General features: G+C 73.4%; 13 protein-coding genes. 8 read left to right on the top strand and 5 right to left on the bottom strand.

Annotated features, from left to right (window positions below):
• Positions 1-14 precede the first annotated feature (14 nt).
• Complete coding sequence (locus OHA65_RS21230) at positions 15-761, top strand: GntR family transcriptional regulator (protein WP_327284690.1); 747 nt, start codon at positions 15-17, stop codon at positions 759-761.
• Positions 762-771: 10 nt separating this feature from the next.
• On the opposite strand, the gene OHA65_RS21225 is transcribed toward OHA65_RS21230, so the two are convergent.
• Complete coding sequence (locus OHA65_RS21225; protein ID WP_405762292.1) at positions 772-975, bottom strand: hypothetical protein; 204 nt, start codon at positions 973-975, stop codon at positions 772-774.
• Between the two features lie 108 nt (positions 976-1,083).
• Between OHA65_RS21225 and OHA65_RS21220 the strand changes: the two genes are divergently transcribed.
• Complete coding sequence (locus tag OHA65_RS21220) at positions 1,084-2,205, top strand: DUF5937 family protein (protein ID WP_327284688.1); 1,122 nt, start codon at positions 1,084-1,086, stop codon at positions 2,203-2,205.
• A 151-nt stretch (positions 2,206-2,356) separates the two neighbouring features.
• Positions 2,357-3,910: a M28 family metallopeptidase gene (locus tag OHA65_RS21215; protein WP_327284686.1), complete on the top strand. Its 1,554-nt coding sequence runs from the start codon at positions 2,357-2,359 to the stop codon at positions 3,908-3,910.
• A gap of 199 nt (positions 3,911-4,109) precedes the next feature.
• On the opposite strand, the gene OHA65_RS21210 is transcribed toward OHA65_RS21215, so the two are convergent.
• A complete protein-coding gene (locus OHA65_RS21210; protein ID WP_327284685.1) occupies positions 4,110-5,096 on the bottom strand; it encodes an SAM-dependent methyltransferase in 987 nt (328 codons plus the stop codon).
• A gap of 107 nt (positions 5,097-5,203) precedes the next feature.
• Between OHA65_RS21210 and OHA65_RS21205 the strand changes: the two genes are divergently transcribed.
• Both OHA65_RS21205 and OHA65_RS21200 read left to right on the top strand, forming a co-directional pair.
• Entirely contained in the window at positions 5,204-6,406 is a 1,203-nt protein-coding gene (locus OHA65_RS21205) for a sensor histidine kinase (protein ID WP_327284684.1), read from the top strand.
• A gap of 17 nt (positions 6,407-6,423) precedes the next feature.
• Positions 6,424-7,092, top strand: coding sequence for a response regulator transcription factor (locus OHA65_RS21200; RefSeq protein ID WP_327284683.1), 669 nt, complete (start codon positions 6,424-6,426; stop codon positions 7,090-7,092).
• A gap of 133 nt (positions 7,093-7,225) precedes the next feature.
• Here the strand turns inward: OHA65_RS21200 and OHA65_RS21195 are convergent, their stop codons facing one another.
• Both OHA65_RS21195 and OHA65_RS21190 read right to left on the bottom strand, forming a co-directional pair.
• Positions 7,226-8,569, bottom strand: a complete 1,344-nt coding sequence (locus OHA65_RS21195) for a PH domain-containing protein (RefSeq protein WP_405763424.1) — start codon at positions 8,567-8,569, stop codon at positions 7,226-7,228.
• A gap of 47 nt (positions 8,570-8,616) precedes the next feature.
• Positions 8,617-9,108 carry a PH domain-containing protein gene (locus tag OHA65_RS21190; protein ID WP_327284682.1) on the bottom strand — a complete coding sequence of 164 codons (492 nt, stop codon included), beginning with the start codon at positions 9,106-9,108 and terminating at the stop codon, positions 8,617-8,619.
• Positions 9,109-9,139: 31 nt separating this feature from the next.
• Here OHA65_RS21190 and OHA65_RS21185 point away from each other — a divergent pair, with 31 nt between their 5' ends.
• The 3 genes from OHA65_RS21185 to OHA65_RS21175 all read left to right on the top strand — a co-directional run bounded on the left by OHA65_RS21185 (position 9,140) and on the right by OHA65_RS21175 (position 11,552).
• Complete coding sequence (locus OHA65_RS21185) at positions 9,140-10,282, top strand: NADH-quinone oxidoreductase subunit D (RefSeq protein WP_327284681.1); 1,143 nt, start codon at positions 9,140-9,142, stop codon at positions 10,280-10,282.
• A 54-nt stretch (positions 10,283-10,336) separates the two neighbouring features.
• Positions 10,337-11,224, top strand: coding sequence for an arylamine N-acetyltransferase (locus OHA65_RS21180; RefSeq protein WP_327284680.1), 888 nt, complete (start codon positions 10,337-10,339; stop codon positions 11,222-11,224).
• Between the two features lie 112 nt (positions 11,225-11,336).
• Positions 11,337-11,552 (top strand): hypothetical protein, encoded by a 216-nt coding sequence (locus OHA65_RS21175; protein WP_328763329.1) that lies wholly within the window; start codon positions 11,337-11,339, stop codon positions 11,550-11,552.
• Between the two features lie 296 nt (positions 11,553-11,848).
• Here OHA65_RS21175 and OHA65_RS21170 read toward each other — a convergent pair whose 3' ends face one another.
• Positions 11,849-12,913 (bottom strand): hypothetical protein, encoded by a 1,065-nt coding sequence (locus OHA65_RS21170; protein ID WP_405762290.1) that lies wholly within the window; start codon positions 12,911-12,913, stop codon positions 11,849-11,851.
• Between the last annotated feature and the right edge of the window lie 39 nt (positions 12,914-12,952).

Genomic DNA, 12,952 nt, shown 5'->3' with positions numbered 1-12,952 from the left:
ACAGGACGGCTCATATGGCCCGTGATACGGCGTACTTGAAGGTCGCGGACGCGCTGCGCGCCCGGATCCGGGCCGAGGAGTGGCCCGTCGGCGCGAAGCTGCCGTCGCGGGCCCGGTTCGCCCGGGAGTACGGCGTCGGGCAGAGCGTCACGCAGCGCGCGCTGGAGCTGCTGATCATCGAGGGCCTGCTGGAGGGCCGCGCGGGCTCGGGCACGTACCTGTGCGAGCCGCGCGAACGGCTGCGCACGGTCCGCTCCCGGCGCCGCCGCCGGGCCGGTCCGGGCGGTTCGGGCGGTTCGGGCTTGACGTGGGAATCGCACTCCACGGCCCGTACGCCGGCACCCGAGCGGATCGCGGAGCGGCTCGCGGTCCCCGCGGGCGACCCGTGCGTGTTCACCACGTACGAGTTCCTGGCCGAGGGCCGGCCGGTGGAGATCTGCGAGTCCTGGGAGCCGATGGCGGTCACGGACGGCACCCCGGTCGTCCTGCCGGAGGCGGGCCCGTTCAAGGGCGCCGGGGTCATCGAGCGGATGCGCTCCATCGGCGTGCTGGTCGCCTCGGCGCTGGAGGTCCCCCGCCCGGCGCGCGCGAACCAGCGGCAGGCCAATCTGCTCGGCATCAGCGTCGGCGACCTGATCACCGCTATCGAACGGACGTACTACGCGACGGACGGCCGGGCCGTGGAGACCGCCGACATCGTGGTCGCCGACCGCCGCTCCGAGATCGCGTACGAGATCGACTTCCACCCCGAAGACCGCTGACCGGTCCGCATCACGTCCTTCCGGCCGCGTGCCGGCACAGGGCCGCCCACCAGGGGTGGCGGGCCCCTCTGCCGTCGACGACGGCCTGGAACTGCGCGTACGTACGGGCCGAGCGCAGCACGGCGACGTCGTCCCGGCCCGGCGGCGGGGGCATCGGGGCGCCCTGCTGGGAGGCCCGCCAGGTGTCGATGAGGTACTGCTCTATCGCTGTCATGCATCCACCCTGAACCCGCTCGGCCCACCCCGCACGACGATTGACGCTCCTCGTCAATCGATCCGTGTCTGGCCTGGTCACAGACCTCCGACGGGTCAGAATGGGCCGATGAGCGTCACCATCGACATCGCCGGGCTCCCCGCGGACCGCATCCGCTTCGCGCCCTCCCCGCTCTCCGAGCTCTGCATGGCGCTGCACTCGCTGTCGCAGCCCGCGCACCACCCCGGCCTCGCCTCCTGGACCACCGCCACCTCGGCCGCGCTGGACCCCTGCCTCGCGGACCGGCTGCTGGAGGGCGAGTTCATGTGGCGCAGCTCCTTCTCGGACATCTTCATGGCCTTCGCCGCCATCCCCGGCGGCAGCGGCCTGCCCGCCGCGACGCTGGCCGAGGAGCTCGACGTACTCGACCGGATGGACGACGACCGGTTCGTGATGGCCGCCCTGGAGCACTGCTGGCTGGCGCTCTACAACGAGGGCGGCGGCCCCTCCCCGCTGAAGGACCCGCGGGCCCGGACCAAGGCGCTGGAGACGGCCGCCGCCCGCGGCCCCCGGCAGCTGGACTTCTCGCTGCGGCTGCTGGACGACACGGCCTCCGTACGGGTGTGGCTGCGGCGGCTGTTGGAGGACTGCGACGAGGCGTTCTTCGCGGAGACCTGGCGCCGGATAGAGCCGGGGCAGAGCGCCGACGCGCGGCACAAGACCGAGATGCTGCGCCGCAAGGGGCTGGCATCGACGCTCCAGGAGGTGTCGAGGGCACTGAGCGTCGACCAGGCCGCCACCACCATCACCGTCGACAAGATGGTCCACGGCTCGGCCACGGCGACCGATCCGCAGATGGGCCCCGGCCTGGTCTTCGTCCCGACGAACTTCGGCTGGCCGCACCTGCTGGTCCTGCACGCGCCCGGCTGGATGCCGGTGGTCCACTATCCGCTGCGCTCCCCCGAACTGCCCGAGCCGGGCTCGGTGGAGCTGCTCCAGCGGCGGATGGAGGCGCTGGCGCACCCGATGCGGATGATGCTGTGCCGCAGCCTGGCCCGCGCCCCGTACACGACGAGCGAGTTGGCGACCGTACACGGCATCACGGCGCCTGAGGTGTCGCGGCACCTGTCGGCGATGAAGAAGGCCGGCCTGCTGCACACCCGGCGCCAAGGACGGTACGTCCAGCACCAGTTGGACCTGGGAGTGGTCGCCCGGATCGGCTCGGAGTTCATCGAGGGCATCCTGCGCTGACCGTACCGATATGCGGATTTCGTCAACCGGAAACAGTGAAACCTCTGGCCAGACCGGCCCCATGGTCTATACCGTGCGTCCACCGCTCCCCCACGTACCGTGCACCGCCTCCGTCCGTGTGTCTGCTCGTACTTGTCGTGGAAGGATCTTCATGCCCTCACGCCGTATAGCCGCAGCAACCGCCTCCCTGGCCGCCGCGGCCCTCGTCTCCCCGCTCGTGCTCGCCGGGCCGGCCGGTGCCACCGGCAGCCCGCAGAGCGATGCCGCACGGGGCGACGCACTGGCCAGGAAGCTGGTCAAGGACGCGACCGGCAAAGGCGCCAACAACCACCTGAAGGTCTTCCAGGCCATCGCCGACTACAACAAGGGCACCCGCGTGGCCGGCTCCAAGGGCCACGTGCAGTCCGCCCAGTACGTCGAGGCCGTGATGCGCGCGGCCGGCTACGAGGTCTCGAAGAACGAGTTCGACTTCGTGTACGTCGAGACGATCGCCGAGACGCTGAAGGTGGGCGGCGCGGGCGGCCGCGACGTCCCGATCAAGCTGATGACCTACACGGCGAGCGGCCCGGAGGGCGGCGTGACGGCGCCGGTAGCCGTCGCCCCCGTGGACGCGGACGGTACGAACGGATGCGAGCCGGGCGACTTCGCCGCGGGCGCCTTCACCGGCAAGATCGCGCTCGTCAAGCGCGGCGGCTGCACCTTCGCGGCCAAGCAGGCCAATGCGGCGGCGGCCGGCGCGGTCGGCGCGATCATCTACAACAACACCGCGGGCGCCCTCAACGGCACCCTCGGCGCGGCGGACGCGGGCAAGGTCCCCACCGGCGGCGTCACCCAGGCGGAGGGCGAGCGGCTCGCCGCCGAGGCGGCGGCCGGCCCGGTCGAGGTCACCCTCGACATCCGCGAGTTCCGCGAGAACCGCAAGACGTACAACGTCGTCGCGGAGACGCGGGGCGGCGACGAGAACAACACCGTCTTCCTCGGCTCGCACCTCGACTCGGTCTCGGCCGGCCCCGGCATCAACGACAACGGGTCCGGATCGGCCGGCATCCTCCAGGTCGCGCAGCGCCTCGCGAGCAGCCAGAACAAGATCAAGAACAAGGTCAAGTTCGCCTGGTGGTCGGCGGAGGAGTTCGGGCTGCTCGGCTCCGAGGCGTACGTCAACGGACTGACGGACGCCCAGAAGAAGCAGATCAAGCTGTACCTGAACTTCGACATGATCGCCTCACCGAACGCCGCGTACTTCGTCTACGACGGCGACGACTCCGACCACGTCGGCTCGGGCCCCGGCCCGGAGGGCTCGGCGCAGCTGGAGAAGGGCATCACCGACTTCCTCGACGCGCAGAAGATCCCGCACGAGGGCTCGGACTTCACGGGCCGCTCGGACTACGGCCCGTTCATCGAGGCGGGCATCCCGTCCGGCGGTACGGACACGGGCGCCGAGGGCATCAAGACGGCGGCGCAGGCCGCGAAGTTCGGCGGCCAGGCGGGTGTCGCGTACGACGTGAACTACCACGGCAAGGGCGACGACATCACCAACATCAACCAGAAGGCGCTCGACATCAACGTCGACGTCATCGCGAACGCGGTCGGCCACTACGCGTTCGACCTGGCCCCGCTGTCGCAGCCGGTCGCCTCGAAGCCGACCACGGGCGGCGCGACGGGCGGCGGTCTGCGCCCGGGCCACGACCACGACACCGTGCAGTAACGGCTTCCGCTGCGCGGGGCCCCCTCCCCGCCCCGCCCCTTCTCCGTGCCTCGATCGCCGGCGGGGCCGGACTTCCCAGCCGTCCGGCGCGTGAGGACCCGGGGGGTCCGGGGGGTCCGGGGGCTGGGTCCGGGGGCTCTGCCCCCCCCGGTTCCGGGAAGGGGCGGGGTGGGGGCAGGCCCCGCGCAGCGGCGCACGGTCAACCGGGCCAGCCCGCGACACCGACCGGCTGGATCAGCCAGCCGAAGTCACCGAGGCCGCCGCGGGCGGTGAGTTCCGCCGCCTCGCCGGCCGAGGCCAGCGCCCGGACGTACCCCGCGGGGTCCGCGGAGGCCATCGCCAGCGGGGGGCGAGCCCCCGAGACCCCGAGAAGGCCCAGCGCCTCGCGCTGCGGAACCAGCACCGCCCCGGGCAATGCGCACGCGTCCAGCGCCACGTGCGCCGTCACGTCGCAACTCCCGTCCGGGACGGGCGTGACCTCCCGACCGCATCGGAACCCGGTCAGCGTCCCGTACGGCGGCCGCCCCTCGGCCAGGGTGTGGGCGTAGTCCACGGCCACCGCCAGCCCCCGGCCGAGCGTGGCCACGGCCCCCGCCCAGGCCTCGTCGCGCGCCCGCCCGATCTCGGCGCGGCCCGTCCCCGGCCACCACCGCTCCAGCCACGCCCGGTCCGCGCCGTCCACCGCCGGGCCGGGGCTCTCCGTCCCGTCCGGGGCCACCAGCACGTAGCGGCCGTCCTCCGCGATCTCCAGGGGTACGTTGTCCAGCCACTCGTTGGCGAACAGCAGGCCCGTGGTCCCCTCGGGCGGTTCGGCGACCCACCGGATGCGCGGATCGAGTCCGTCCGGCCGGGCCGCCCGCTCCACCGCGTACGGGCGTACCCGCGCCGCGTCCTGCGCCGGGAGCGCGGCCAGCACCCCGGCCAGCAGCTCCCCCCGGCCGGCCCCGACGTCGACCAGGTCCAGCCCCGGCGGATGCCCGAGTTCCGCGTCCACCCACCGCAGCAGGCGGGCCACCGCCCCCGCGAACAGCGGCGAGGCGTGCACGGAGGTGCGGAAGTGCCCGGCGGGTCCCGGCCCGCCCGGGCGCACGTAGAACCCGTCCGGTCCGTACAGCGCGGCCTGCATCGCCGTACGCCACCGAACCGGAACCGGAATCGTGTCCGCGACTTCTCCCTGGGTCCTCATCCCCGAAAGGTTAAGCTCGCCCTCCACCTTGGGGAGTACGCCTCCGTCACACGGATCGCACCTGTGGTTGACTCCAGCACCTATCTCCGTTGCCTACTCTGGGTTACGTGCAGCGCCTCTACGACTTCCTCCGCAGACACCCGACGGGCGTCGACAGCTTCTGGGCTGTCCTCCTGGTCGGGCTCGGACTGCTGCAAGTCGCCGACGACAGTTTCAGCAGCACCGCCGCGCGCCTGATCGCCGTTCCCTCGGTGCTGGCGATGGGCGTCGTCGTGGCACTGCGCCGCAAGTGGACGCAGCCGATGTTCTGGCTCGCCGTCGGCACCGGCGTCTACCAGCTGGCCACGGGCACCGAGATCCAGAACGCCGACTTCGCGATGCTGATCATCCTGTACACGGTGGCGGCGTCCGCGGAGGTCTCGCGCCGCATCTCCCGTACGGCGCTCGCCGTCGGACTGGTCTCCGCGCCCCTCTACGCGCTGCGCTTCCGCGTCGACAAGGGCGACACCACCGCCAACATCCTGTTCACGCTCTTCGCGATCGTCCCCTTCGCCCTCGCCTGGGTGCTCGGCGACTCCCTGCGCACCCGCCGCGCCTACTACGCCCAGCTCGTCGAGCGGAACCAGCGGCTGGAGAAGGAGCGCGCGGCCCAGGCCAAGGTGGCCGTCGCCGCCGAGCGCGCCCGGATCGCCCGCGAGCTGCACGACGTCGTCGCGCACAACGTCTCGGTGATGGTGGTCCAGGCCGACGGCGCCGCGTACGTGATGGACGTGGCCCCGGAACAGGCCAAGGAGGCCCTCCAGACCATCTCCGGCACCGGCCGCCAGGCCCTGGCCGAAATGCGCCGGCTGCTCGGCGTGCTGCGCACCGGGGAGCCGCAGGAGGCCGAGGACTACGTGCCCCAGCCCGACGTGGAGCAGATCGAGGTCCTGGTCGAACAGGTACGGGCGGCCGGGCTCACGGTGGACTTCGAGGTCGAGGGGGCACCGCGCCGGCTGCCCACGGGCGTCGAGCTCACCGCGTACCGGATCGTGCAGGAGGCGCTGACGAACACCCGCAAGCACGGCGGCCCCGACGCCAAGGCGAGCGTCCGGCTGGTCTACTTCGACGACGGGCTCGGCCTGCTGATCGAGGACGACGGCCGGGGGGCGGCCCACGAGCTGTACGAGGACGGCGGCGCCGACGGCGCCGGGCACGGGCTGATCGGCATGCGCGAGCGGATCGGCATGGTCGGAGGCACCCTGGACGCGGGCCCGCGTCCCGGCGGAGGCTTCCGGATCAGCGCACTGCTCCCGCTCAAGAAGAAATGACGAGGTCGAGGTAACTGATGTCCATCCGAGTGATGCTGGTCGACGACCAGGTACTGCTGCGCACGGGCTTCCGCATGGTGCTCGCGGCCCAGCCGGACATGGAGGTCGTCGCCGAGGCCGGCGACGGCCTGGAGGCGCTGGAGGTGCTGCGGTCCACGAAGGTGGACGTGGTGCTGATGGACGTCCGGATGCCGAAGCTCGACGGGGTCGAGGCCACGCGCCGCATCTGCGAGCGGGACGAGCACCCCGACGTGATCATCCTGACCACCTTCGACCTGGACGAGTACGCCTTCTCGGGTCTGAAGGCGGGTGCGAGCGGGTTCATGCTGAAGGACGTGCCGCCGGCGGAGCTGCTGGCCGCGATCCGCTCGGTGCACAGCGGTGACGCGGTGGTGGCCCCGTCCACGACCCGGCGCCTGCTGGACCGCTTCGCGCCGATGCTGCCGACGAACACGCAGGAGCCCCAGAACAAGGACGTCGAGCGGCTGACGGAACGCGAGCGCGAAGTCATGCTGCTGGTCGCCCAGGGCCTCTCCAACGGCGAGATCGCCGGCCGCCTGGTCCTGTCGGAGGCGACGGTGAAGACGCACGTGGGCCGCATCCTGACCAAGCTGAACCTGCGCGACCGCGTCCAGGTCGTCGTCCTCGCGTACGAGACGGGCCTGGTCCGCGCCGGCGGCGCGTAGCGGCTGCCGGCAGCGCGGACCGGGGGCCCTCGGCGTCCGGTGTCCGGCGCCCGGTGCCCCTCCCCGGGCCAGTCGGGCGGGCACCACGACGGTCTGCCCCTCTCCCCGGCCCGCCGGGCCGCCACGCCGCGGGTCAGGTCATCCAGCGGTCCGGGCGGGCGTCCGCGCGGGAGGTGCGGGAGCGGGCCGCCTGGGCGTCCAGCAGGTCGGCGGCCTCGGCCGCCGGGCGCAGGCGGGCCGTGACCGTAGCGTTGGCTCCCGTGTCCACGTGGACGTCGGCGAGGCCCCGGGCACGCTCCCACGGGCCCTGCGTGAGCCGGACGCTCTGCACCTTGGCGTGCGGGACGATCTCCGTACGGCGGCACAGCAGCCCCTTGCGGGCGGCGAACACGTCCGGGGAGACGGCCAGGGCGTAGCCCCTCCACCACACCGGGAGCACCCACCGCGACCCGGCCTTCGGGGACCGGCCGAAGGCGAGGCCGGCCAGGTCCACTCCCGGCAGCACCCGGGCGACGAGCGCCTGGGCGGCGGCCCGCGAGGCCACCGGGACCAGGACCCCGTTCTTCGAGCCGGCCACCGCCAGCTCGACGCGCACCCAGCCCCGGCGCCGCCACAGCAGCGGCTCCACGATCCGTACGGTCTGCACCCGCCCCGGCGGCACGGTCTCGTGGGCCCGGTCCAGCAGCCCGTGGTCCAGCCGCAGCCCGTCGGGGGATTCGGCGACCCGCCAGTCGAACTCGGTGAGGAACCGGCCGGCCGTACCCGACCAGACCCCGCCCAGCATGGGCAGCAGGGTCGCGATCGTCGCCCAGGGGTTGCCGCTGAACCACCACACGGCGACGGGGGCGATCAGCCCGACGGCGAGCGCCGCCCACACCGAGAGGGTGAGCAGCAGCGACACCACCAGATCGGCGGGCCGGACGCGCAGCAGCTCCTGCTGCGGGGCCTCGCCGAGCGTGACGGCCTCGGCCGGGGCGAACCCGGCCGCCCGGGCCAGCAGCTCGGCGCGCAGCGCGACGGCGTCCCGCTCGTCGAGGAAGGCCAGCTCGTCCTTGTCCTCGGTGCCGATCACGTCGATCCGCAGCTTGGCGACCCCGGCCACCCGGGCCAGCAGCGGCCGGGTCACGTCGATCGCCTGGATCCGGTCGAGCCGGATGTGGGCGGTGCGCCGGAACAGCAGCCCGCTGCGGATGCGCAGTTCGGTGTCGGTCACCGCGTAGTGGGTGAACCACCAGCTCAGGAACCCGTACAGGCCGAACACCACGACCAGCCCGGCCAGCGTCAGCGTCCGCAGGGTCGTGGACAGCCCGCTCGCCCACTGCTCGACCTCGTCGCCCTGTTTGACGACGACGCCGACGGTCGCGGCGATCGGCACCCACGCCCGGCGCAGCGGGGTGAGCAGGTGCAGCCGGCGCTCGGCGCCGGGCGCGAGCCCGGCTGCGGACACGGCAGCGACTGCGGCTGCGGCTGCGGGCACGGGCACGGCTGCGGCTGCGGCCTCGGCTCCGGATTCGGATTCGGCGGTCACAAGCCCGCCGACCTTGCCTCGCCGAGCTCCGTCAGCCGGTCCCGCAGCCGCTCCGCCTCGGCCGGGACCAGTCCCGGAATCTTGGCGTCCGAGGCCGCGGCCGCCGTGTGCAGCTGTACGGAGGCCAGCCCGAAGCGCCGCTCCAGCGGCCCCGAGGTCACCTCGACCAGCTGCATCCGCCCGTACGGGACCACGGTCTGCTCCCGCCACAGCACCCCGCGGCTGATCAGCAGGTCGTCAGCGCGCTCGGCGTACCGCCAGGACCGCCAGTTGCGGCCCAGCAGCACCCAGCCCCAGGCCAGGACGGCCAGCCAGAACACCCCCGTGGCCGCCCATGCCGGGCCGGCCGTCAGCCCCAGCAGCAGCGCCGTCCCCACGGCGAGCGGCACCGTCCAGATCACCAGCAGCAGCCGCCGCAGGGTCAGCAGCCCGCCCGGCAGCCCCACCCACTCGGGTCGGCTCGTCTCACCCGTCGTCCCCGTTTCCATGGGTTCAGCGTAGGGCTGCGAGAATGCGGCCATGACGGAGACCACGGTCGGCATCGGCGGAGCGGCGGAGAGCACCGACATGGTGCTCAACATCGGACCCCAGCACCCTTCCACGCACGGCGTGCTGCGCCTGCGCCTCGTCCTGGACGGCGAGCGGATCGTCAGCGCCGAGCCGGTCGTCGGCTACATGCACCGCGGCGCCGAGAAGCTCTTCGAGGCGCGCGACTACCGGCAGATCGTGATGCTCGCGAACCGCCACGACTGGCTGTCCGCGTTCTCCAACGAACTCGGCGTGGTCATGGCCGTCGAGCGGATGCTCGGCATGGAGGTCCCCGAGCGGGCCGTGTGGATGCGGACCCTGCTCGCCGAGCTGAACCGGGTGCTGAACCACCTGATGTTCCTCGGCTCGTACCCCCTCGAACTGGGCGGGATCACCCCGATCTTCCACGCGTTCCGTGAGCGCGAGGAGCTCCAGGCCGTCATGGAGGAGATCTCCGGCGGCCGCATGCACTACATGTTCAACCGGGTCGGCGGCCTCAAGGAGGACCTTCCGGCCGGCTGGCTGGGCCGGGCGCGCGCCGCGATCGCCGACGTCCGCACCCGCATGGACGTCTACGACAAGCTGGTCCACGGCAACGAGATCTTCCGCGGCCGCACCCGCGGGGTGGGCGTGCTGTCGGCCGAGGCGGTGCACGCGTACGGGGTCTCCGGGCCGATCGCCCGCGCCTCCGGCGTCGACTTCGACCTGCGCCGCGACGAGCCGTACCTGGCGTACGGGGAGCTCCAGGACGTCCTGAAGGTGGTCACCCGCACCGAGGGCGACTGCCTGGCCCGCTTCGAGTGCCTGCTGGAGCAGACCCACAACGCGCTCGACCTGGCCGTGGCCTGCCTGGACCGGATGGCCGAACTGCCGCCCGGGCCGATCAACCAGCGCCTCCCGAAGGTGCTGAAGGCGCCCGAGGGGGCCACGTACGCCTGGACGGAGAACCCGCTCGGCATCAACGGCTACTACCTGGTCTCCAAGGGCGAGAAGACCCCGTACCGGCTGAAGCTGCGCTCCGCCTCCTACAACAACATCCAGGCGCTGGCGGTGCTGCTGCCGGGGCAGCTGGTCGCGGACATGGTGGCGATCCTGGGCTCGCTGTTCTTCGTCGTGGGCGATATCGACAAGTGACAAGTCGCGGGAACTCCCGCGATTGTGCCGGGCGTTTGTGCCTAGGGTGCGGGAATGACCCCAGGCATGTACGACGGCTACCTGCGACGCCTCGGCTTCCCCCGGCCGCCCCGGCCCACCGCGGAGGCGCTCTTCGCGCTCCAGCGCGCCCATCTCGAACGCATACCGTACGAGAACCTCGACATCCAGCTCGGCCGGCCGCCCGGCATCGACCCCGAGCTGTCCGTACGCCGCTTCGCGGCCGGACGCGGCGGGTACTGCTTCCACCTCAACGGCGCCTTCGCGCAGCTCCTGGAACACCTCGGCTTCGCGGTGACCCGGCACCTGGCGGGCGTCCTCGGCGCGGCGGACCGCGAGCGCCGCGACGTCAGCGGCGACCACCTCGCGCTGACGGTCCGGGTCGACGGCAAGGAGTACTTCGTCGACGCCGGGCTCGGCGACGGCCCGTACGAGCCGCTGCCGCTGCGCGCCGGAACGCACCGGCAGGGGGCGTTCACGTACGAACTGGGCCCGCTGGAGGGGGACGGGACCGGCTGGAGGTACGTCAACGAGGCGGCCCCCTGCCCGGTGGTCAACATCCTCTCTGCGCCGGCGACCACGGCCGACTTCGAGGCCACGCACGTCCGGCTGTCGAGCGCGCCGGACTCGGGCTTCGTACGGACCCTCGCCCTGCTGCGGCGCGATGCGGACGGCGTCGACACCCTGCGCGGGCGGGTGCTGAGCCGGATCGACCCGGTGAAGGGGACGAGCGAGCGGGTCCTGGACACGCCCGGGGAGTTCTGGGCGGTGATCGGCGGGCTCTTCGAGCGCGAACTCGACGATCTGACGGCGCAGGACCGGTCGGCGCTGTGGGATCGGGTGTGCGCGGCGCACGCGGTGTGGCTGGCCGGCCGGACGGCGGAGGTGGGCGCCGGAGCCGAGGTGGCTGCGGCCGGGAGCTGAAGCGGAGCCGGGGCCGAAGCGGGTGCCGGGGGCGAAGCGGGTGCCGGGGCCGCTGTCGGGTGCCGGGGCCGCTGTCGGTGCCGATGTCGGTGCGGGAGTGCAGACTTGGGGCATGTCCCACTCCCCCCGACGGGCCTGTCCCGCATGCGGCCGCGACTGCGCCGTGACCGCCGGCCGGATCGCCCGCCACGACCCGCCCACCGGGCGCGGCCGCGGTGACCTGGTCTCCTGCCCCGGATCCCGGGCACGGGTGGTGCTCGGGGCGTCGGCGCCCACACTGGCCGGCTTCGTGCTGCCGGAGCTGCCGGGGCAGCTGCCGCTGTTCTGAGCCCGAGTACGACCGGGTGGTCCGCCGTACCCGGCCGCCGACGCAGCCGCCCCCGGAGGCCGCCGGCCCGGCCCCCAGCAGCCCGATCAGCCGCGTGCTGCTGTCGTCCCCGAAGCCGGCCCCGACCCCACGCCGGTACAGCTCGGCGTGGACGGCGAGGATCCCGGTGTCGGCGCCCGAGTCGGCGGCCGACCCCGCTCCCGCTGGCGGGGCGCCACCCGGCCCGACTGGTGGGCTCGTACGCGGCTTGACCGGCGGCCCGGCCGGCGGAGAAACCGGCGTTGCCGGCGGCGCCGCTAGGAGATGGCGGTGCGCAGGCGGACGACGTCGATCGGCTCGGTCTCGTCGTGGGCCGTCAGGTCGATGACCTGGCCCACCGCGCGCTGTTCGGGAGTGGCCGGCTTGAAGCCCTGCTCCTTGACCGGCTGCTCGGCGGCGGCCCGGGCCGACTCCGCCTTGTGCACCGCGAGGGCCTCCGCGCCGACCACGTCGGCCAGGTCCTCGTTCTGCACGGATTCGATCGCGGCACGAGCCTGGGCCGCGTTCTTCGTGCCGAAGAAGTCGAAGCCGCCCTCGACCCGGGACGCCGAGCGGCGCGCGGCCGAGTACGGCGCCACCGCCGCGGCCGGCCGGCGCGCCGGGACCGCTGCCGGGGCGCCCGCACCGGCGCCCGTACGGGTCTGCGGGTCGCCGGCCGGCGAACCGGGCTCCAGCGCCCTGGGCTCGGCGCCCTTGCCCTCCAGCACCTTCGGCCGGGCCGGCTCCGGCTCCGGCTCCGGCTCCGCCTTGCGGACGAGGGCCGCCAGGGCCGCGTGGGCCCGGGCGTAGCCGACGCTGGTCGGCGCGCCGCTCGACGTGCGCTCCTCGGACACCGGCGGGAGCTCCTTCGCCGCCGCCGGGGCCGCGGAGGCCTCGATGGCGAGCAGCCGACGGCCCTCCAGGGCGCTGGCCCGTTCGGTCTCGGCGGTCGCGTACCGGCGCAGCAGCGCGGCGTGCTCACCGCGCAGCCCCGCGAGTTCGACCCGCTTGGCGCGCAGCTTCGCGTCGAGCTTGGCGCGCAGGGCCCGGGCCTCTTCGAGGTCGGACTCCAGCTCGGCTATCCGCTCCTCGGTCTTCCACTCGTCCTTGACGCGTTCGCGTGCGAGTTCCGCGACGCGGCGCCCGGCCGAGCGGTCCCAGGCGCGCATGACGACGGCGCCGGCCACGCCCGCTCCCGCCGCGAGGGCCACGAGCAGGCGCAGTGGCACGGGTTCCGCGAGCAGCCAGGCCGCGGCCGCACTGGCGACGGAGACTCCGGCCACGGTCGTCGGCGTGAGCAGCCGGTGCAGGGGTTCGGGATTGCGGTGGCGTCCACGGGGCATGGCCTGAAATTTACAGGGCGTGGGGGTCGAGTGGGGTAA

This window comes from Streptomyces sp. NBC_00045 (assembly GCF_045041095.1).
Taxonomy (GTDB): Bacteria; Actinomycetota; Actinomycetes; order Streptomycetales; family Streptomycetaceae; genus Streptomyces.
Note: the sequence above shows the minus strand (reverse complement) of the source record. Positions and strands in the feature narration are given on the sequence as shown.